A 22,076-nucleotide genomic window follows, 5' to 3' on the forward strand; every position below is an offset into this window, starting at 1 on the left:
TCCCGCTCCCACCACCTCTTCCGGAAGGATATCGATGTCCAGGTACCGCAGGGGCCTCCGCGTCGGGGCCACCACCGTCACCCTCGCCGCGCTGCTGCTCGGCTCCGCCGCCTGCGGCGGCACCACCCGGGACAACGCCGGCAAGGACACCGGCGCCGGCGCGCCGGCGAGCGGCGCCGCCAACCCGGACGCCGCGATCAGGGCAGGGCTCAAGATCGCCTTCCTGCCCAAGCAGGTGAACAACCCCTACTTCACCACCTCCGACAACGGCGGCAAGGAGGCGGTGACCGAGATCAAGGGCGAGTTCAAGGAGGTCGGTCCGTCCGAGGCCAGCGCCTCCTCCCAGGTGAGCTACCTCAACACCCTGTCGCAGCAGGGCATGGACGTGATCGTGACCTCGGCCAACGACCCCAACGCCATCTGCGGCGCGCTGAACCAGGCGAAGGCCGCCGGTGCCAAGATCGTGACGTTCGACTCCGACACCAAGCCGGAGTGCCGGCAGATCTTCGTCAACCAGGTGACCGCCCAGGGCATCGCGGAGAACCAGGTCAAGCTCATCTCGCAGCAGATCGGCGGCGCGGGCGAGATCGCCATCCTGTCCGCCACCGCCAACGCGACCAACCAGAACGCCTGGATCGGGCTGATGAGGGAAGAGCTGAAGAAGCCCGAGTACAGCAGGATCAAGCTGGTCACGGTGGCGTACGGCAACGACGACGACCAGAAGTCCTTCCAGGAGATGCAGGGCCTGCTGCAGTCGTACCCGAACCTGAAGGGCGTCATCTCGCCGACCACCGTCGGTGTGGCCGCCGCCGCCCGTTACCTCAGCGGGTCGCAGTACAAGGGCAAGGTCAAGCTGACCGGTCTGGGCACCCCGAACCAGATGCGCGCGTACGTCAAGGACGGCACCGTCGACGCGTTCGCCCTGTGGAACCCCGCCGACCTCGGCTACCTCGCCGCGTACGCCGGCGCGGCGCTGGCCTCGGGCCAGATCACCGGCGCCGAGGGCGACACGTTCAAGGCCGGCAAGCTCGGCGGGTTCACCGTCGGCAAGGACGGGGTGGTCGTGCTCGGCCCGCCCACCGTCTTCGACAAGACCAACATCGACCAGTTCAACTTCTGACCGCGTCCCGGGTGCCGGCGCCGCGTCGCGCCGGCACCCGCCCACCGGCCGGCGCGGCAGGCGTCCTTCGTCCCCCACCTCGACCAGGGGGTGCCGCCGACCGCGCCACCCGGCCGTCGGACGAGGTCCTCAACCTGGCGGCGCAGCATGCCGCCGAGACGGGAGAAACACCATGACGCAGCCCGACGCGCGCACCCGCGACCGGGTCACGCGGGCCCTGCGCGCCCAGCGCATCGAGACCCCGTCGTGGGCGTACGCCAACTCCGGCACCCGGTTCCGGGTCTTCCCCCAGCAGGGCGTGCCGCGCGACCCGTACGAGAAGGTCGCCGACGCGGCGGTCGTGCACCGGCTCACCGGCGTCGCGCCGACGGTGGCCCTGCACATCCCGTGGGACCGCGTCGACGACTACGCCGACCTGGCCAGGTACGCGGGGGAGCAGGGCGTCGACCTGGGCGCGATCAACGCCAACGTCTTCCAGGACGACGACTACAAGCTGGGCAGCGTCACCAACCCGGATCCGGGGGTGCGGCGCAAGGCGATCGACCACCTGCTCGAATGCGTGGACATCATGGACCGCACCGGCTCCCGCGACCTGAAGCTGTGGTTCTCCGACGGCACCAACTACCCGGGCCAGGACGACATCCGCGCCCGGCAGGACCGGCTGGCGAGCGCGCTGCGCGAGACGTACGACCGGCTCGGCGACGGCCAGCGGCTGCTGCTGGAGTACAAGCTGTTCGAGCCGGCCTTCTACGCCACCGACGTGCCGGACTGGGGCACCGCGTACGCGCACTGCCTGGAGTTGGGCCCGAAGGCGCAGGTGGTCATCGACACCGGGCACCACGCGCCGGGCACCAACATCGAGTTCATCGTGGCGTTCCTGCTGCGCGCCGGGAAGCTCGGCGCCTTCGACTTCAACTCCCGCTTCTACGCCGACGACGACCTGATGGTCGGCGCGGCGGACCCGTTCCAGTTGTTCCGGATCATGTACGAGATCGTCCGTGCCGACGCGCTGGCGCCGGAGGCCGGCATCGCCTTCATGCTCGACCAGTGCCACAACATCGAGCCGAAGATCCCGGCGATCATCCGTTCGGTGCTCAACGTGCAGGAGGCGACGGCCAAGGCGCTGCTCGTCGACCCGGACGCGCTCGCCGCCGCGCAGCGCGACGGTGACGTGCTCGGCGCCAACGCGGTGCTGATGGACGCGTACAACACCGACGTCCGGCCGCTGCTCGCCGAGCTCCGTGCCGACCTGGGCCTGGACCCGGACCCGGTCGCCGCGTACGCCCGCTCTGGCTACTTCGACCGGATCCGCGCCGAGCGTGCCGGCGGCCAGCAGGCCGGCTGGGGCGCCTGACCACCACCAGAACGCAGACAGGGGACGTGAGGACGATGCATTCCGAGGCTCAGGCGCTGATCTCCCGCAGCAACCGGCTCGGTGCCGACCCGACCACGACGAACTACGCCGGGGGCAACACCTCGGCCAAGGGCGAGGCCACGGACCCGGTGACCGGCGGACCGGTCGAGCTGCTGTGGGTCAAGGGCTCCGGCGGTGACCTGGGCACGCTGACCGGGGCGGGCCTCGCCGTGCTGCGACTGGACCGGCTGCGCGCCCTCGTCGACGGCTACCCCGGTGTCGAGCGGGAGGACGAGATGGTCGCCGCGTTCGACTACTGCCTGCACGGCCGGGGCGGGGCCGCGCCGTCCATCGACACCGCGATGCACGCCCTGGTCGACGCGGCGCACGTCGACCACCTGCACCCCGACGCCGGCATCGCCATCGCCACCGCCGCCGACGGCCCCGAGCTGACCAAGGAGGTCTTCGGCGAACGGGTGCTGTGGGTGCCGTGGCGGCGCCCCGGCTTCCAACTCGGCCTCGACATCGCCGCCGTGGCGCGGGCCAACCCGCAGGCGATCGGGGTCGTCCTCGGCGGGCACGGCATCACCGCGTGGGGCGCGACGAGTCAGGAGTGCGAACGCCACTCGTTGGAGATCATCCGGACCGCCCAGGCATTCCTCGACCAGCGGGGCCGGGCCGAGCCGTTCGGCCCCGTCGTCGCGGGCTACGAGCCGCTGCCGCCGGAGCAGCGGCGGCTCCGGGCGGCGGCGCTGTTCCCGGTGCTGCGCGGCCTGGCCTCCACCGACCGGGCGCAGGTCGGGCACTTCACCGACAGCCCGGTGCTGCTCGACTTCCTCGCCCGGCAGAAACACCCCGCTCTCGCCGCCCTCGGCACCTCCTGCCCGGACCACTTCCTGCGCACCAAGGTCCGCCCGATGGTGCTCGACATGCCACCCACCGCCCCGGTCGAGGACACCGTCGCCCGGCTGAGGGAGCTGCACGCGGCCTACCGCGACGACTACCGCGCCTACTACGAGCGGCACGCCACGGTGGACAGCCCGCCGATGCGCGGCGCCGACCCGGCCGTCGTCCTGGTGCCGGGGGTGGGCATGTTCAGCTTCGGGGCCGACAAGCAGACCGCCCGGGTCGCCGGGGAGTTCTACCTCAACGCGATCAACGTGATGCGCGGCGCCGAATCCGTGTCGCGCTACGCGCCGATCGACGAGGGGGAGAAGTTCCGCATCGAGTACTGGGCCCTCGAAGAGGCGAAGCTGGCCCGGATGCCCAGGCCGAAGCCGCTGGCCACCCGGATCGCCCTGGTCACCGGCGCCGGTTCGGGCATCGGCCGGGCGATCGCCCACCGGCTGGCCGCCGAGGGCGCCTGCGTCGTCGTCACCGACCGGGACGCCACGGCGGCCGAGACCGTCGCCGGTGAGCTGGGCGGCCCGGACGTCGCGGTGGCCGTACCGCTGGATGTCACCGACGCGGCGGCGGTGGCCGCCGCGGTCCGCGCGGCCGTGCTCGCCTACGGCGGCCTGGACCTGGTGGTCAACAACGCCGGGCTGTCGCTGTCCAGGTCGTTGCTGGAGACCACCGAGGCGGACTGGGACGTGCAGCACGACGTGATGGCCAAGGGCTCCTTCCTGGTCTCGCGCGAGACCGCCCGGATCCTCCTCGACCAGGCGATGGGCGGCGACATCGTCTACATCTCCAGCAAGAACTCCGTGTTCGCCGGCCCGAACAACGTTGCCTACGGCGCGGCGAAGGCCGACCAGGCGCACCAGGTCCGGCTGCTCGCCGCCGAACTCGGCGGCCACGGCATCCGGGTCAACGGCATCAACCCGGACGGGGTGGTACGCGGCTCCGGCATCTTCGCCGGCGGGTGGGGCGCCCAGCGCGCCGCCGTCTACGGCGTGCCCGAGGAGAAGCTCGGTGAGTTCTACGCCCAACGCACCCTGCTCAAGCGGGAGGTGCTGCCCGAGCACGTCGCCAACGCGGTCGTCGCGCTCACCGGCGGCGACCTGTCGCACACCACGGGGCTGCACATTCCGGTGGACGCCGGCGTCGCCGCGGCCTTCCTCCGCTGAGCCCGGTCGCTGCGAGATGAGGACGACGATGCTCGTGGACGATCCGGTGCTCGGCGAGGCGGACCTGCGGTTGCTGCGGTTGCTGGCCGCGGGTCTGCCGCTGGAGACGGTGGCGCGCCGGTCGGGCCTGTCCGAGCGGACCGTCCGGCGGCGGGTCCGGGCCATCTGCGACCGGCTCGGCGTGACCGCGCCGATCCAGGCCGTGGTCTGGGCGGCCCGGCGGGGAATGCTGTGACCGGGGTCGTCCACCTCGCCGCGGTGGACCTGGGCGGGTCCACCGGTCGGGTCATGGTCGCCCGCGCCGGACCCGGGCGGCTGGACCTGGCCGAGGCGCACCGGTTCCGCAACGAGCCGGTGCGGGTGGCCGGCACCCTGCACTGGGACATCCTGGCGCTGTACCGTGGCGTCCTCGACGGCCTGCGCGCCGCCGGCCCGGTCGCCAGCATCGGCATCGACACCTGGGCGGTGGACTACGGGCTGCTCGACGCCACGGGCGCGTTGCTCGGCAACCCGGTGCACTACCGCGACGGGCGCACCGACGGTGTCGGCGACCGGGTGGCGACGCAGTTGGGCGCGGAACGGCTCTACGCCACCACCGGGCTGCAACACCTGCCGTTCAACACCCTCTACCAGCTCGCCGCCGCCGCCGGTACGCCGCAGCTCGACCTCGCGCACCGGCTGCTGCTGATCCCGGACCTCATCGCGTACTGGCTCACCGGCGAGATCGGCGCCGAGGTCACCAACGCCTCCACCACCCAGCTCTACGACCTGCGCCGCCGGGCCTGGGCCGTCGACCTGATGGCCGACGCGGGGATCCGCGGCGCGCTGTTCCCGCCACTGCGTGAGCCGGGCACCCGGATCGGCCCGGTCCGGGCCGCGCTGGGCCTGCCCGGCGAACCCGACGTGGTGACGGTCGGCTCGCACGACACCGCGTCCGCCGTGGTCGGCGTGCCGGCGACGGACGAGCACTTCGCCTACATCTCCTGCGGCACCTGGTCGCTGGTCGGGGTCGAGCTCGACGCCCCGGTGCTCACCGAGCCGAGCCGGCGGGCCAACTTCACCAACGAGGCCGGCGTCGACGGCACGATCCGCTACCTGCGCAACGTGATGGGCCTGTGGCTGCTCCAGGAATCCCTGCGCACCTGGGGCACCACCGACCTGCCCGCGCTGCTCCGGCAGGCGGCCCGGGAACCGGCCTTCCGATCCGTCGTGGACCCGGACGACCCGGCTTTCCTGCCCCCCGGGGACCTGCCGGCGCGCATCGCCGCGGCCTGCCGCCGCGCCGGCGAGCCGGTGCCGGCCAGCCCGGCCGCCACCGTCCGGTGCGTCCTGGACAGCCTCGCCCTGGCCCACCGCCGCGCCGTGCGTCAGGTGCAGCAGTTGTCGGGCCGGCACGTCGACGCCGTGCACGTCGTCGGTGGCGGCGCGCGCAACGAGCTGCTGTGCCAGCTCACCGCCGACGCCTGCGGACTGCCCGTGCTCGCCGGGCCGGTCGAGGCCACCGCGCTGGGCAACGTCCTGGTGCAGGCCCGCGCCATCGGTGCCCTCGGCGGCGACCTGGCGGCGCTGCGGGCCGTGTTGCGCGAGACTCGACACATCGCGCGGTACGAGCCACGCGGTGACGGCACGGCGTGGCGGGCGGCTGCCCGGCGTCTCGGCGGGGAGGACTGAGCGTGCGGGTGGCTCTGTTCGTCACGTGTCTGGCCGACACTTTGTTCCCCGAGGCGGCCAAGGCGACGGTACGGCTGCTGGAGCGCCTCGGTCACGAGGTCGTCTTCCCGCAGGACCAGACCTGTTGCGGGCAGATGCACCTGAACACCGGCTACCGGGCGGAGGCGGTGCCGCTGGTCCGCCGGCACGTGCGCGCCTTCGCCCCGTACGACGTGGTGGTCGCGCCCTCCGGCTCCTGCGTCGGGTCGGTCCGTCACCAGCACGCCACCGTCGCCCGCCGGGCCGGCGACGAGCGGCTGGCGAGCCAGGCCGAGGGGGTCGCCCGACGCACGTACGAGCTGTCGGAGCTGCTCGTCGACGTGCTCGGGGTGACCGACGTGGGGGCGTACTACCCGCACCGGGTCACCTACCATCCGACCTGCCACTCGCTGCGGATGCTCCGGGTGGGGGACCGGCCGCTGCGGTTGCTGCGCGAGGTCCGTGGCCTGGACCTGGTGGAGCTGCCGCAGGCCGAGCAGTGCTGCGGCTTCGGCGGCACCTTCGCGGTGAAGAACGCGGACACCTCGACGGCGATGCTGGCCGACAAGATGCGCCACGTGCTGGCCACCCGGGCCGACGTCTGCACCGCCGGGGACGCCTCCTGCCTGATGCACATCGGCGGTGGGCTGTCCCGGCTCCGAGCGGGCGTCCGGACCGTGCACCTGGCGGAGATCCTGGCGAGCACCGAGGCCGCCGGCAACCCGGCGGACCGGTCGCCGCTGCGCACCGGCGGGGTGACCGGGTGAGTCAGGTCTTCCTCGGCATGCCGGCCACCGCACCGCGCGGCGTCGGGCACCTGCGCGGCGAGGAGCCCTTTCCCACCGCGGCCCGGCGCGGCCTCGCCGACGCCCAACTGCGCCGCAACCTCGGCCACGCCACCACCACGATCCGGGCCAAGTCGGCCGCCGTCATCGACGAGGTCCCCGACTGGCAGGAGCTGCGCGAGGCCGGGCGGGCGATCAAGAAGGACGCCATGGCCCGGCTGCCCGAGCTGCTCGAACGGCTGGAGGCGGCGGTCACCGCCGCCGGTGGCACCGTGCACTGGGCCGCCGACGCCGTCGAGGCCAACCGGATCGTCACCGAGCTGGTCCGGGCCACCGGCAGCGACCGGGTCATGAAGGTCAAGTCGATGGCGACCCAGGAGATCGGGCTCAACGAGGCGCTGGCGGCCGCCGGCATCGAGCCGGTGGAGACCGACCTCGCCGAGTTGATCGTCCAGCTCGGCCGGGACCGGCCGAGTCACCTCCTGGTACCCGCGATCCACCGCAACCGTGCGGAGATCCGGGAGATCTTCCTGCGGGAGATGCCCGGCGTCGACCCGGCGCTGACCGACGAGCCGGCGGTCCTGGCGGCGGCGGCCCGCCGCCACCTGCGGCGCACGTTCCTCAGCACCCGGGTGGCGGTGTCCGGCGCGAACTTCGCCGTCGCCGAGACCGGCGCCCTGGCGGTGGTGGAGTCCGAGGGCAACGGGCGGATGTGCCTCACCCTCCCGGAGACGCTGATCACGGTCATGGGCGTCGAGAAGGTGGTGCCCACCTGGCGGGACCTGGAGGTCTTCCTGCAACTGCTGCCCCGGGCGTCGACCGGGGAGCGGATGAATCCGTACACCTCGATGTGGACCGGCGTCACCCCCGGCGACGGCCCGCAGGCGTTCCACCTGGTGCTGCTGGACAACGGCCGTAGCGCGGTGCTCGCCGACGAGGTGGGCCGGGAGGCGTTGCACTGCATCCGCTGCTCCGCCTGCCTCAACGTCTGTCCCGTCTACGAGCGGGTCGGCGGGCACGCCTACGGGTCGGTCTATCCGGGCCCCATCGGGGCGGTGCTGTCTCCGCAGCTCACCGGCGTCGAGGACAACGCGTCCCTGCCGTACGCCTCCACGCTCTGCGGCGCGTGCTTCGACGCCTGCCCGGTGATGATCGACATCCCGTCGATCCTGGTGCACCTGCGGGCGCGGCACGTCGAGGCGTACCGCGCCGAGCATCACCTGCCGACGGCCGAGGCGGTCACGATGGCCGCCGCGGCGTACACCATGGACCGACCGCGCTGGTACGCGGCCGCGCAGCGCGCCGCGCGGCTGGCCCGCCTCGCCGGCCGTCGGGGTCGCGGCCTTCCCCCGCCGCTGTCCGGCTGGACCATCGGCCGTGATCTCCCGCAGCCGGCCCCGCAGACCTTCCGCGAATGGTGGGCGAAACGGTGAACTCCCGCGAACTGATCCTCCGCCGCCTCCGCGCCGCCGGCGGTCCCGCCCCGGACACCCCTGCCGAGGTGCCACGCCACTACCGGCCGGCCGGCGCCGCCGTGCAGCTCGACCTGTTGGTGCGCCGGCTCACCGACTACCGGGCCACCGTGCACCGGTGCGCCGACGGTGAGGTGGCGCAGGTCGTGGACGCGGTCCTGGGCGGCCGGCGGGTCGTGGTCCCGGCCGGGCTGCCCCGGCACTGGCTGCCCGGCACGGTCGACGCGGTGACCGACGACGGCCTCACCACGGCGCAGGTCGCCGCCGTCGACGGGGTGGTCACCGCGGCGGCGGTGGCCGTCGCCGACACCGGCACCGTCGTCCTCGACGCGGGCGCGGACCAGGGCCGACGGCTGGTCACGCTGCTGCCCGACGTGCACGTCTGCGTGCTCCGGACCGACCAGGTCGTCGCGGGGGTGCCGGACGCCGTCGCCCGGCTCGACCCGCGTCGCCCGCTGACCTGGATCAGCGGACCCTCCGCCACCAGCGACATCGAACTCGACCGGGTGGAGGGCGTCCACGGTCCCCGGCACCTGCACGTGGTGATCGTCCCGCGGTGACGGCACCGCGCGGCGACGCGGACCGCTCACGACTGGGCGCAGACCTGGGCGATCAGCGGGGCCAGGTGCCGGGCGGCGGCGACCTCGTCCCGGAGCTGGTTCGACCCGGACGTCATGGCCCGCATCGACGCGGCGTTCCTCGACGAGTCGTACGGCGATCTTGTCGAGCGCGATCCCGGCAAGGTCGCCAGCCCGTTCGACGTGATGCCGGCGTGGCGGGCCTGACCGCCGGTGGTGGACCTGGCGCGGAGCGCGGTGGTGGACCCACGGGCGGTGGCGTCCGTTACGAGACCGTGACGCCCGGATTTCCGGGCGGGTGTTGACGAACGCCGATGTGAGCGCTAACACTACCCGAAAGGTGACAGGTGGTCCCGGCAGTCGGCGGGAGTCCCGGAGAGGAGAAACCTGTGGGCAGGAAATTCCTGGTCGCCCTCGGCGGTACGGTGCTGGCACTCAGCCTCGCGGCCTGTAGTGGTGAGGGCGCCGGCGGTGGCGACACCAGCGACGAGAAGCCCGCCAACCTGACCATCGGCGTCTCGATGCCGACCCAGACCTCGGAACGGTGGATCGCCGACGGCAGGGCGGTCAAGGAGAAGCTGACGGCGAAGGGCTACCAGGTCGACCTGCAGTACGCGGGCGACGACATCCCCACCCAGTCGCAGCAGGTCGACCAGATGATCACGCAGGGCGCGGACGTGCTGATCATCGCGGCGATCGACGGCACGGCGCTCAGCGGCCAACTGCAGGCCGCCGCCGACGCCAAGATCCCGGTCATCGCGTACGACCGGCTGATCCGGGGCAGCAAGAACGTCGACTTCTACGTCAGCTTCGACAACTACAAGGTGGGAGTCGCCCAGGCCACCGCGCTGCTGGCCGGCCTCGGCCTGCAGGACAGGGACGGCGCGAAGGGCACCGCCACCGGTCCGTTCAACGTCGAGCTGTTCGCCGGCTCACTCGACGACAACAACACCCAGTACTTCTTCGGCGGGGCGATGGACACGCTGAAGCCGTTCATCGACAACGGCTCCCTGCGGGTGAAGTCCGGCCAGACCCGGATCGAGCAGGCGGCGACCCTGCGGTGGCAGCAGGAGACCGCACAGAAGCGGATGGAGGACCTGCTCACCTCCAGCTACCACGACGGCGCTCGGGTCGACGGGGTCCTGTCGCCGTACGACGGGCTGTCCCGGGGCATCATCACCGCGTTGCAGAACGCCGGCTACGGCGGTACGGGCACGAAGAAGATGCCCGTGGTGACCGGCCAGGACGCGGAGATCGCCTCGGTCAAGCTGATCAACGACGGCGTGCAGGGCTCCACCGTCTTCAAGGACACCCGGCTGCTCGCCGAGCAGGCGGCCACCGCGGCCGAGGCATACCTGCGGGACACGCAGCCACCGGCCAACGACACCACGACCTACGACAACGGGGTCAAGGTCGTCCCGGCGTACCTGCTGCCGATCCAGACCGTCTACAAGGAGAACATCAAGGCGGCGCTGGTCGACTCCGGTTACTGGACGGCCGAGGAGGTCGCCGCCGGCCAGGCCAAGAACTGAGCCGTCCGCCGGGCGCGGCGGGCAACGTCGCCGCGCCCGGTCCACCCGGCGCCCGCCCGGACTCGACGATCAGGACGACGACCATGGACGACACCATCCTCGAGATGCGACGCATCACGAAGACCTTCCCCGGGGTCACCGCACTGCGGGACGTCTCCCTCGCGGTGCGGCCGGGGGAGATCCACGCCATCTGCGGCGAGAACGGCGCCGGCAAGTCCACCCTGATGAAGGTGCTCTCCGGCGTCCACCCGACCGGCTCCTACGACGGCGAGATCGTCTTCGACGGCGAGCCGGTGCACTTCCGGGGCATCCGCGACAGCGAGTCGCACGGCATCGTCATCATCCACCAGGAACTCGCCCTGGTGCCGTACCTGTCGATCGCCGAGAACATCTTCCTCGGCAACGAGCGACGTGGCCGCAGCGGCCTCATCGACTGGAACCGGACCAACGCCGACGCCGCGGAACTGCTGGCGTCGGTGGGGCTGCGCGAGAATCCCGTCACCCCGGTCAGCCAGCTCGGCGTCGGCAAGCAACAGCTCGTCGAGATCGCCAAGGCGCTGTCCAAGCGGGTCCGCCTGCTCATCCTGGACGAGCCGACCGCCGCCCTCAACGACGTCGACTCGGCGCACCTGCTCGACCTGTTGCGGCGGCTGCGGGAGCAGGGCCTCACCTGCATCCTGATCTCGCACAAGCTCAACGAGGTCACCGCGATCGCCGACTCGACCACCGTCATCCGGGACGGGCGCACGGTGGAGACGCTCCGCATGGGATCCGGGGCCGGCACCCAGGAACGGATCATCCGGGGGATGGTCGGCCGGGACCTGGACAGCTTCTACCCCGACCGGGTGTCGTCGCCGGGGGAGCAGGTGCTGCGGATCGAGAACTGGAGCGTGCGGCACCCCACCCAGGACCGCCGGGTCGTCGCGGACGTCAGTCTGGACGTGCGTGCCGGTGAGGTCGTCGGCATCGCCGGACTGATGGGCGCCGGTCGGACCGAACTCGCCATGAGCGTCTTCGGCCGGTCGTACGGTCGGGACGTCACCGGCCGGCTGTTCGTGCACGGCCGGGAGGTCAGGGCCCGTACCGTCGCGGAGGCGATCGACAACGGCATCGCGTACGTCACCGAGGACCGCAAGCGCTTCGGCCTCAACCTCATCGACGACGTCCGTCGCAACGTCTCCGCCGCCGCGCTGGGCAAACTGGCCCGCCTCGGCTGGGTCAACGGCCACGAGGAGATCAGGGTCGCCGAGCAGAGCCGACGCCACCTGAACATCAGGTCGCCCAGCGTCATGGCCGTGGTCGGCAAGCTCTCCGGCGGCAACCAGCAGAAGGTCGTGCTGTCGAAGTGGCTCTTCACCGACCCGGACGTGCTGATCCTGGACGAGCCGACCCGGGGGATCGACGTCGGGGCGAAGTTCGAGATCTACACGATCGTCAACCGACTCGTCGCCGACGGGAAGGCGGTGCTCCTGATCTCCTCCGAGCTGCCGGAACTGCTCGGCATGTGTGACCGCATCTACACCCTCTGCGCCGGACGGATCACCGGCGAGGTGCCGGTGGCCGAGGCGACCCAGGAGAACCTCATGGATCTGATGACGAAGGACAAGGAGCAGGCCGGATGACCAGCGTCAAGAGCTCCTCGACGCCGACGGGGAAGGCCGCCGGGAACACCCCGGGCGTCGCCCTGCACGCCGGGACGAACGACCTGCGCGCGCTGGTCATGAGCAACCTGCGGCAGAGCGGGATCTACGTCGCGCTGGTCGTCATCGTGGCGCTGTTCGCCGTCCTGACCGACGGCGTGTCGCTGAGCCCCGGCAACATCACGAACATCGTGCTGCAGTACTCCTACATCCTGGTGCTCGCGATCGGCATGGTCATCGTGATCATCGGAGGTCACATCGACCTGTCGGTGGGATCGGTGGTCGCGCTCACCGGCGCGGTGTCCGCCGTGCTGGTCATCCGGGAGGGACACCCGTGGTGGATCGGCGTCCTGGCCGCGTTGGCGGTGGGCCTCGCGGTCGGCGCCTGGCACGGCTTCTGGGTGGCGTACGCCGGGATTCCGGCCTTCATCGTGACGCTGGCCGGCATGCTGCTGTTCCGTGGCCTGACCCTGCGGGTGCTCGACAACATCTCGCTCTCGCCGTTCCCGGCCGAGTACCAGCAGGTCGCGGCCGGCTTCCTCAACGGGCTGCTGGGCGGACAGGGCTTCGACGCCTTCACCCTGCTCATCGGCGCCGTCGCGGTGGCGGGGTACGCGGTGAGCGGGTTCCGCACCCGGGTCGGCCGCGTCCGGTACCAGCAGCCCGTCGAGTCGTTCCCGCTGTTCGTCACCCGGGTGCTCCTGGTGGGGGCGGTCATCATGTACTTCGCCTGGCAGTTGGCCCACGCCCGGGGACTGCCGATCGTGCTGATCGTCCTCGCGGTGCTCGTCCTGTGCTACGGGCTCCTCACCCGGCGTACCGTGTTCGGCCGCCAGGTCTACGCGATCGGCGGCAACCTCTCGGCGGCGACGCTGTCCGGGGTCAAGGTGCGTACGGTCAACTTCTGGATGTTCGTCAACATGGGCTTCCTGGCGGCGGTGGCCGGCGTCATCTACTCCTCACGGTCCAACGGTGCCCAGCCCGGCGCGGGCAACATGTTCGAACTCGACGCGATCGCCGCGGCGTTCATCGGCGGCGCGGCGGTCACGGGTGGGGTCGGCACGGTGGTGGGTGCCATGGTCGGCGGTCTGATCATGGCGGTGATGAGCAACGGCATGCAGCTCATGGGCGTCGACCAGTCCGTCCAGTCGGTGGTGAAGGGTCTGGTGCTGCTGGTCGCGGTGGCCTTCGACGTCTACAACAAGCGCCGCGCCGGCGCAGCCCGCTGAGGTGTGCGCCGCCACCGCCCGCCCCGCCCCGTCCCACCACCAGAAAGGTCGTCGACCAGTGCCGCTGACCCGACGCGCGTTCACCCTGGGCGCACTGTCCACCGCTGCCGCCGCGACCGGCGCGCTGAGTCTTCCGGGCGCCGCGCTGGCGGCGCCGAACACCGCGTACGTGATGGCCTACTTCACCGAGACACCCCAGTTCCAGGGCGCGGACTACGGCCTGCACCTCGCCGTCAGCCGGGACGGCCTCAACTGGACGCCGCTGAACCAGAACAACCCGGTGGTCACCCCGACGGCCGGCACGCTGGGACTGCGGGATCCCTTCGTCTTCCGCAAGCAGGACGGCACGTTCGTGGTGATCGCCACCGACCTCAAGGGCACCGACTTCGGCCAGAACAACCAGTACCTGCACGTGTGGGACTCGACGGACCTGACCACCTTCACCGGTTACCGTCGGATCCGGATGCACACCCTGACCACCCACACCTGGGCGCCGACGGTCTTCTGGGACGCCGCCCGTGGTCAGTACGCCATCGTCTACTCGGCGAACAACGGCCAGGACGTGTTCCTGGTCAACTACACCGGCGACTTCCGTACGGTCAGCTCGCCGCAGGTGTTCTTCAGCCCGGGCTTCGGCGTCCTCGACGGGGACGTCGTCGTCGACGGCGGCACCACCTACCTGTACTACAAGCACCTGGCCGACGGGAACCTCTACGGGGCCAGGTCCAGCACCGGCGCCCCGAACAGCTTCACCACCTACACCAGCGGGCTCAGGCAGGGCAACGCCATCGAGGCCCCGCTGCTGGTCAAGGCGATCGACGGCAGTGGCTGGCGGCTGTGGGGTGACTCGTTCAGCCCCGTCAACAACGACTTCTACGCCTGGTCCACCACCACCATCGGGGGCAACTCGTGGACCCCGATGAACCAGCGCGACTACACCCCGCCGCTGAACTCGAAGCACGGCTCGATGGCCGGCATCACCGACGCCGAGTACAACGCTCTGACCGCCCGGTGGGGGGTGCCGAACTGGGTCCGGCTGAAGTCCTCGAACTTCCCCGACCGGTACGTCCGGCACGCGAGCGGGGTGGCCCGGCTGGACGCGTACCCGTTCGACCCGTACCAGGACCAGATGTGGCGGATGGTGCCCGGCCTCGCCGACGCCGCCGGGGTGTCGTTCCAGTCGGTCAACGTGCCCGGCTCCTACCTGCGGCACAGCAACTACGAGGTCCGGCTCGCCGCCAACGACAACACCGCCGTCTTCCGGGCCGACGCCACCTTCTACCGCACCGCGGGGCTGGCCGACGCCGCCTGGACGTCGTTCCGCTCGTACAACTTCCCGACGTACCACCTGCGGCACGCCAACTACCTGCTGCGCATCGACCCGCTCAGCGGCAGCTCCAGCGCGGTGGACCGGCAGGACGCCACCTTCCGGGTCGTCTCGTAGGTCGCACCGGGGTCGCCGAGCGGTGTTATCGACAACAGCCGCGTTCCGCGCACATCCCGGCGGGCGGCCTACCACCTCCCGTGGTCCGGTCGGCGACGGAGGGGCTCGGAGGTGGGTCACCCGACAGATCCGGCGGTCAGTACGGGTGGCGCCGGCCGGAGCCGCCATGATGAGCAGGTGAAGATCCTGTCCATCCAGTCCTCGGTCGCCTACGGCCACGTGGGCAACTCGGCGGCGGCCTTCCCCCTCCAGCGGCTCGGGCACGAGGTCTGGCCGGTGCTCACGGTCCACTTCTCCAACCACACCGGGTACGGGGCGTGGCGCGGGCCGCTGCTGGCGCCGGCCGACGTGGCCGAGGTGATCGCGGGCATCGAGGACCGGGGGGTCCTCGGCGGCGCCGACGCGGTGCTGTCGGGTTACCAGGGCGATCCGGCGATGGGCGCGGTGATCCTCGACGCGGTGGACAAGATCAAGGCGGTCAACCCGGACGCGGTGTACTGCTGCGACCCGGTGATGGGCGACACCGGCCGGGGGATGTTCGTCCGGCCCGGCATCCCGGAGTACCTGCGGGACGTCGTCGTCCCGCGCGCGGACATCATCACCCCGAATCACTTCGAGCTGGACTTCCTCGCCGGCCGTACGACGACCTCGTTGACGGAGGTGCTGGCGGCGGTCGACGTGGTGCGCGAGACGGGACCGCGGCAGGTCCTGGTCACCAGCGTGCTGCACGGTGACGTGCCGGTCGGGTCGCTGGAGGTGGTGGCCGTCTCGGACGAGGGCGCCTGGGCGGTGACCACACCGCTGCTGCCGATCAGCCCGAACGGTGGTGGCGACGTCACCGCGGCGCTGTACCTCGCGCACCTGTGGACGACGGGCTCGCCCGCGACGGCCCTGGAACGCACCGTCGCCTCCGTCTTCGCCGTCCTGGAGGCGACCCTCGCGGCGGGCACCCGGGAGATCCAGTTGATCGCGGCCCAGGACGCGATCGCCGAGCCGCCGACCAGGTTCACCGCCCGTCGGCTGCGCTGACGCGGCTCCCGCCGTGGCGTGAGCATCACGCCCGATCCTCCGGCGTCTCCTCCGCCCGGCCCCTGAGGCCCGGCGCTTCACAGATCGCCGTCTTCCGGGAATAGATCGTATATGTGTAGCTATATTTAGTTATTAGTCGTTGACCGGCACACCGCGTCGAGTTTCCCCGAGGAAAGTCATGGCGACCTTTGGCCTCACGGGCGTTTCACGCCAGACCACCCGGATAGGGCGGGCGGCCTCGGCCCTGACCTTGATCTGCGCGACGACTGTCCTGATTGGCGTTGCCGGGCCACCCAGAGCGAGCGCGGCCACCCTGCCGGTACCGCTGGGTACGGCCGCCGACTTCGCGGTCCTGGCCGGCACGACCGTCACGAACACCGGACTCACCACAATCAACGGCGATCTCGGAGTAAGCCCGGGCACCGCCGTGACGGGATTTCCTCCCGGTCAGATGAACGGAGTCATCCACTCGAACGACAGTGCTGCCGTCCAGGCGCAGAGCGACCTGGTCGTCGCGTACAACGATGCCGTAGGGCGCACCGCCACGGATGCCGTCGGGACGGAACTCGGTGGTACCACCCTGACCGCCGGCGTGTACAACTCCGCTTCGGGCACGTTCGGGATCACCGGAACGCTGACCCTTGACGGGCAGGGTGACCCGAACGCCGTCTTCATCTTCAAGGCCGCCTCCACCCTCATCACGGCGGCCGCAAGCACGGTGAACCTGATCAACGGCGTGCAGTCGTGCAACGTCTTCTGGCAGGTAGGGAGTTCCGCGACGCTGGGCGCCAACTCCACGCTTCGGGGTGACCTCCTCGCGCTCACCTCGATCACCGTCGGTGCGGGGCTGGAGGTCGATGGCCGCACGCTGGCGATCAACGGCGCGGTCACTCTCGACACCGACACGATCACCCCATCGACCTGCAGTGCGCAACCAGGAGAGCTGTCGATCAGCGCGCCGACCACGGCCGACCTGGGCAGCGCCCACCCGGGCGCGGTCGCGTCGGGGAATCTGGGGTCGGTAACGGTGACAGATGAGCGCGGACTGTCGAACGCGACCTGGATCGCGACGGTCGTCGCGACGGACTTCGTCGCCGGTGGAGGCCAGCCCCACACCGTCGCCAGTAGCAACGTCCTCTACTGGTCGGGTGAGGCCACCTCGACCACCGGTACCGGCACCTTCACCTCCGGCCAACCCACGGCGGCAGACGCCGAGGTCATCAACGTCGCGCGTGCCGCATACACCCTCACGGGTGGCTCCGGCGACAACGCGGCGACATGGGACCCCATCATTTCGGTCCATATCCCGGTGACAGCCGTCGCCGGTGACTACACCGGAACAGTGACGTTCTCTGTCGCCTGAGGAGCCTGCCGCGGCCGGTGGCCGTCATGGTCGGAGCGCGCCCCCGCTCGGACGGGCGCGGCCGTCCATCCACCACGACGGCGCACGCGATCGCTGCCCACTGCGGTCCCGTCCCGCGCGCCGCTCGTGATCCGCGAGGCGAGGCCCGCTGCCTCGCGCGCCGGCACTCGCGCCACCGCCGAGAGGCGCTGTGGTGCGCCTCCCGCGGGTGAACCCGTTGACGGACCGGTGACGTATCTGAAACATTGACAGGCATCACATGAAAGAAGTCGACGGGAGGGCTGCAATTTACCTATGAGCGTTTGAAAGATCGTAACAGATGATCTTCCTGGCTGCTCCCGGCGCCTTCCCACCGACCCCGGCCGTACCGCCCCGTCTCCCGGCCGGCGCGGCGCCCGGTGCAAGATCCCCTGTCGTTCTCACAGAACAAGGACGCCATGAAACGCAGAGAACCCAGCCGACGGCTGATCAGCGCCCTCCTCGCGGCCTGTCTGATCGGTGTCGCGGCGATGTCGCCCACCCCCGCGCTCGCCGCCGGCGGCCCCAACCTGGCGGTTGGCAAGCCGGTCTCGGCGAGCGGAGCCAACGGCAGTTACGTCGCGGCCAATGTCAATGACGGCAACCAGCAGACGTACTGGGAGAGCCCGTCCAACGCGTTCCCCCAGTGGGTGCAGATCGACCTCGGCAGCAGCGTCAACATCGACCAGGTGAAGCTGAAGCTGCCGCCGTCGACCGCGTGGGCCACCCGGACGCAGACCCTCACCGTGCAGGGCAGCACCAACGGGAGCACCTTCGGCACCCTCTCCGCGTCGGCCGGACGGGTGTTCGACCCGGCCACGGCCAACACCGTGACCATCGACTTCGTCGCGGCGACCGTCCGGTACGTACGGCTGACCATCACCGGCAACACCGGCTGGCCCGCCGCCCAGCTCGCCGAGTTCGAGATCTACGGCGTGACCGGCCCCGGCGGCGGCGACCCCGGCGATCCGCCCGGCACCAACCTGGCCGGAGGTAAGCCGATCGAGGCATCCTCGTCGATCTTCACCTTCGTCGCGGCCAACGCCAACGACAGCAGCCCCACCTCCTACTGGGAGTCCGCCGGATTCCCGTCGACCCTGACGGTGAAGCTCGGTGCCGACGCCGACCTCACGGCGATCGTGGTCAAGCTCAACCCGGACCCGATCTGGGGCGCTCGCACCCAGAACATCGAGGTGCTGGGCCGCGCCCAGACGGCCACCGGCTTCACCTCACTGAAGGCCCCGGCCAACTACGCCTTCAACCCGTCGAGCAACCAGAACTCGGTGACGATTCCGGTCACCGGCCGGTCGGCCGACGTACAGCTCAAGTTCTTCGGCAACACCGGCGCTCCGGGCGGGCAGGTCGCCGACCTCCAGGTGCTGGGCGGCTGGGCCCCCAACCCGGACCTGGTCGTGACCACGGTGAGCTGGACCCCCACCGCGCCGAGCGAGGTCACCCCGATCACCCTGTCGGCCACGGTCAAGAACACCGGAACCGCCGCCGCCGGCGCGACCAAGGTGGACTTCAAGGTCGGCGGCACGGTGGTGGGCAGCGCCCCCGTCGGCGCGCTCGCCGTCGGCGCCTCGGCCACCGTCACCGCGAACGTCGGCACGCAGGCGATGGGCAGCTACAGCGTCTCCGCGGTGGTCGACCCGGCCGACACCGTCGCCGAGCAGAACAACGACAACAACACCTTCACCGCGTCCACGCCGTTGGTCGTCACCCAGGCTCCCGGCCCCGACCTCCAGGTCGTCGGCATCACCTCCAACCCGCCGAACCCGGCCGTCGGGACGGCGGTCACGTTCACCGTCGCGGTCCGCAACCGGGGGACCACCGGTGCCCCGGCCGGCTCGGTCACCCGGCTGACGGTGGGCGGCACCACGTTGAACACCACCACCCCGGCGGTGGCCGCCGGCGCGACGGTCAACGTGGCGGTGAGCGGCAGTTGGACCGCCAGCGCCGGCGGAGCCACCATCACCGCCACCGCCGACGCCACCGACGTCGTCGCCGAGACCAACGAGTCCAACAACTCGTTCTCCCAGGCGATCGTGGTCGGCCGAGGCGCGGCGGTGCCCTGGGTCGAGTACGAGGCCGAGGCCGCCCGCTACCAGGGAACCCTGCTCGAAGCCGACCCCCTGCGCACGTTCGGGCACACCAACTTCGCCACCGAGTCCTCCGGGCGCAAGTCGGTGCGGCTCAACAGCACCGGGCAGTTCGTCGAGTTCACCTCGACCAACCCGGCCAACTCGATCGTGGTGCGCAACTCCATCCCCGACGCGCCCAACGGCGGCGGCACCAACGCCAGCATCAGCCTCTACGTCAACGACACCTTCGTGCAGAAGCTGACCCTGTCGTCGCGCAACAGTTGGCTGTACGGCACCACCGACGACACCGAATCGCTGTCGAACACCCCGCAGGCCGACGCGCGGCGGCTGTTCGACGAGTCGCACGCCCTGCTGCCGCAGTCCTACCCGGCCGGCACCAGGTTCAAGCTGCAACGGGACGCGACCGACGCCGCGTCCTTCTACATCATCGACTTCGTCGACCTGGAGCAGGTGGCGCCCCCGGCCGCCAAGCCGGCCGAATGCACCTCGATCACGGCCTACGGCGCGGTCGCCAACGACGGGATCGACGACACGGCCGCCATTCAGCGGGCCGTGACGGACGACCAGAACGGTGTCATCGGCTGTGTCTGGATCCCGGCCGGCCAGTGGCGGCAGGAGCAGAAGATCCTCTCCCCGGACCCGACCCGGGGGCAGTACAACCAGCAGGGGATCCGGAACGTCACGATCCGTGGGGCGGGCATGTGGCACTCCCAGCTCTACACGTCCACCGAGCCGCAGAACGTGGTGGGCAACATCAACCACCCGCACGAGGGCAACGTCGGCTTCGACATCGACGACAACACGAAGATCTCCGACCTCGCCATCTTCGGCATGACGACCAACCGGGCCAACCGGGGACACGCGCTGAACGGGCGGTTCGGCAAGAACACGAAGATCAGCAACGTGTGGATCGAGCATGTCAACGTGGGTGCCTGGGTCGGGCGTGACTACTCCGACACCCCCGCCTACTGGAATCCTGGCGACGGCCTGGAGTTCACCGGCATGCGGATCCGCGACACCTACGCCGACGGGATCAACTTCTCCAACGGCACCCGTAACTCGCGGGTGTTCAACTCGTCGTTCCGTACCACCGGCGACGACTCCCTGGCCGTCTGGGCCAACCCCCGGGTCAAGGACAGCTCGGTGGACGTCGGCCACGACAACCACTTCGTCAACAACACCATCCAGCTTCCCTGGCGGGCGAACGGCATCGCGATCTACGGCGGCTACGGCAACACGATCGAGAACAACCTGATCTACGACACGATGAACTACCCCGGCATCATGCTGGCGACCGACCACAGTCCGCTGCCCTTCTCCGGCACCACGCTGATCGCCAACAACGCGCTCTACCGGTGCGGCGGCGTCTTCTGGAACGAGGACCAGGAGTTCGGGGCGATCACCCTGTTCCCGTCGACGACGGACATCACCGGCGTCACCATCCGGGACACCGACATCTACGACTCGACGTACGACGGCATCCAGTTCAAGAACGGCGGAGGCAACATGCCGAACGTCGCCATCACCAACGTGAAGATCGACAAATCGAACAACGGCGCCGGCATCCTGGCCATGAGCGGCGCACGCGGCAACGCCACGTTGACCAACGTGACCATCACCAACTCGGCCAAGGGCAACATCGTGAAGGAGCCCGGCTCGACGTTCTCCATCACCGGCGGCTGACCCCGGTCGGCACCGCGACGCGAGATGGGCCGATCCACGGGCCGGCGACATCTCGCGTCGCGGTCTGCCGCCACGGGGATGTCTGCCGCCACGGGGATGTCTGCTGCTCTCGCGGGGGCCAGCCGAGATCGACGCAGTGCCCCTCCGCCGGGTGGAGATCGCCCTTGCTGTTGGGGCGCCGAACCTGGCGTACCGCCGTCAGCCGGCCGACGCGTCGCTGATCTGCTGCGGGCAGGTGCCCCCGGGCCGCACCGAGAGCTGGTAGTGCCACATCTCGTTGGCGTAGGTCTGGCAGAGGCCGTAGTCGGCACCGTGCTGACTCAGCCAACTGTCGGCGTCCGTGGGCCCCACGTCGATCGCCTTCCCGGTCACGTGGGCCGACCGGTCGGGCGGGCTGACCCAGTTGCGGGCCTCCGCCTCGCTGCCGTACGTCGTGATCGCCCTGTCCAGCAACTCCTGCTGGTAGCGCCGGCTCCGCCAGCCGCTGTTGATCACCATGGTCACCCCGTCGGCACGGGCGTCGGTGGCCGCACGCTGGATCGCCACCCGCAGTGCGACGTCGAGATTGGCGATGGCGGGATGGTCGGCGTCGAACGGGGAGATCGACTGCCCGTCCGCAATATGCCCGTCCGCGGCGGTGGTTCCGGTGCCGCCGGCGGTGGCACCGCCCGGCCCGACCTGGAGCCCGCCGGCGCACCCGGTGGTCGCGAGCAGGGCTGTCGCGGCGACGGCGAGCGCGGTGGCCCGGCGCCGGGGACGTGGTGGTCGCTCCGGCTGCTGCTTCATGGGGTACCCCTTCCTGGACAGCGGGGCGGTCGCCGGCTGTCCGGGTACGCACTTCAGCAGGGCGCGCGTTGCCGGGGCGTGAGTTGATTTCCACACATTCTTGCAACCTGGTCCCGACCTAGACTGGTCTGCACGGACCGGCGCGGAGGTGGTCCGCCGGGGTCGGAGCGGAAGGACAGC

Annotated in this window: 16 protein-coding genes; 15 read left to right on the forward strand and 1 reads right to left on the reverse strand. The window is 70.8% G+C overall.

From position 1 onward, the window contains the following. Positions 1-34: 34 nt before the first annotated feature. From rhaS to ACIQG9_RS15020, 15 genes are all read left to right on the forward strand, one after another. Complete coding sequence (gene rhaS / locus ACIQG9_RS14950) at positions 35-1,120, forward strand: rhamnose ABC transporter substrate-binding protein (RefSeq protein ID WP_400402033.1); 1,086 nt, start codon at positions 35-37, stop codon at positions 1,118-1,120. Between the two features lie 172 nt (positions 1,121-1,292). Next, positions 1,293-2,474, forward strand: coding sequence for an L-rhamnose isomerase (gene rhaI, locus ACIQG9_RS14955; RefSeq protein WP_400402037.1), 1,182 nt, complete (start codon positions 1,293-1,295; stop codon positions 2,472-2,474). A gap of 35 nt (positions 2,475-2,509) precedes the next feature. Next, positions 2,510-4,543 (forward strand): bifunctional aldolase/short-chain dehydrogenase, encoded by a 2,034-nt coding sequence (locus ACIQG9_RS14960; RefSeq protein ID WP_400402041.1) that lies wholly within the window; start codon positions 2,510-2,512, stop codon positions 4,541-4,543. Between the two features lie 28 nt (positions 4,544-4,571). After that, complete coding sequence (locus tag ACIQG9_RS14965) at positions 4,572-4,778, forward strand: helix-turn-helix domain-containing protein (RefSeq protein WP_400402045.1); 207 nt, start codon at positions 4,572-4,574, stop codon at positions 4,776-4,778. Next, positions 4,775-6,214 carry a rhamnulokinase family protein gene (locus ACIQG9_RS14970; protein WP_400402047.1) on the forward strand — a complete coding sequence of 480 codons (1,440 nt, stop codon included), beginning with the start codon at positions 4,775-4,777 and terminating at the stop codon, positions 6,212-6,214. The genes ACIQG9_RS14965 and ACIQG9_RS14970 overlap by 4 nt, the downstream gene beginning before the upstream one ends. 2 nt (positions 6,215-6,216) lie before the next feature. Continuing rightward, on the forward strand, positions 6,217-6,999 hold the full coding sequence (locus tag ACIQG9_RS14975; RefSeq protein ID WP_400402049.1) for a (Fe-S)-binding protein: 783 nt from the start codon (positions 6,217-6,219) through the stop codon (positions 6,997-6,999). 17 nt (positions 7,000-7,016) lie between these two features. Continuing rightward, positions 7,017-8,450, forward strand: coding sequence for a lactate utilization protein B (locus tag ACIQG9_RS14980; protein ID WP_400402455.1), 1,434 nt, complete (start codon positions 7,017-7,019; stop codon positions 8,448-8,450). Next, a complete protein-coding gene (locus tag ACIQG9_RS14985) occupies positions 8,447-9,049 on the forward strand; it encodes a lactate utilization protein C (protein WP_400402051.1) in 603 nt (200 codons plus the stop codon). Before ACIQG9_RS14980 ends, ACIQG9_RS14985 begins: the two co-directional genes overlap by 4 nt. A 407-nt stretch (positions 9,050-9,456) precedes the next feature. Next, on the forward strand, positions 9,457-10,599 hold the full coding sequence (chvE, locus tag ACIQG9_RS14990; protein WP_400402053.1) for a multiple monosaccharide ABC transporter substrate-binding protein: 1,143 nt from the start codon (positions 9,457-9,459) through the stop codon (positions 10,597-10,599). A gap of 83 nt (positions 10,600-10,682) precedes the next feature. Then, positions 10,683-12,221 (forward strand): multiple monosaccharide ABC transporter ATP-binding protein, encoded by a 1,539-nt coding sequence (gene mmsA / locus ACIQG9_RS14995; RefSeq protein ID WP_400402057.1) that lies wholly within the window; start codon positions 10,683-10,685, stop codon positions 12,219-12,221. Then, entirely contained in the window at positions 12,218-13,468 is a 1,251-nt protein-coding gene (mmsB, locus tag ACIQG9_RS15000) for a multiple monosaccharide ABC transporter permease (protein WP_400402061.1), read from the forward strand. Before mmsA ends, mmsB begins: the two co-directional genes overlap by 4 nt. Positions 13,469-13,526: 58 nt before the next feature. Further along, positions 13,527-14,912, forward strand: coding sequence for a glycoside hydrolase family 43 protein (locus ACIQG9_RS15005; protein ID WP_400402067.1), 1,386 nt, complete (start codon positions 13,527-13,529; stop codon positions 14,910-14,912). Between the two features lie 177 nt (positions 14,913-15,089). Next, positions 15,090-15,941 carry a pyridoxal kinase PdxY gene (pdxY, locus tag ACIQG9_RS15010; RefSeq protein WP_400402070.1) on the forward strand — a complete coding sequence of 284 codons (852 nt, stop codon included), beginning with the start codon at positions 15,090-15,092 and terminating at the stop codon, positions 15,939-15,941. Between the two features lie 178 nt (positions 15,942-16,119). Then, positions 16,120-17,304: an ice-binding family protein gene (locus ACIQG9_RS15015; RefSeq protein ID WP_400402073.1), complete on the forward strand. Its 1,185-nt coding sequence runs from the start codon at positions 16,120-16,122 to the stop codon at positions 17,302-17,304. 437 nt (positions 17,305-17,741) lie between these two features. Further along, positions 17,742-21,110 (forward strand): CARDB domain-containing protein, encoded by a 3,369-nt coding sequence (locus tag ACIQG9_RS15020; RefSeq protein WP_400402077.1) that lies wholly within the window; start codon positions 17,742-17,744, stop codon positions 21,108-21,110. Positions 21,111-21,308: 198 nt separating this feature from the next. On the opposite strand, the gene ACIQG9_RS15025 is transcribed toward ACIQG9_RS15020, so the two are convergent. Continuing rightward, positions 21,309-21,896, reverse strand: a complete 588-nt coding sequence (locus ACIQG9_RS15025) for a M15 family metallopeptidase (protein ID WP_400402081.1) — start codon at positions 21,894-21,896, stop codon at positions 21,309-21,311. Between the last annotated feature and the right edge of the window lie 180 nt (positions 21,897-22,076).

It is taken from the genome of Micromonospora sp. NPDC092111 (assembly GCF_044755745.1).
Classification (GTDB): Bacteria; Actinomycetota; Actinomycetes; order Mycobacteriales; family Micromonosporaceae; genus Micromonospora.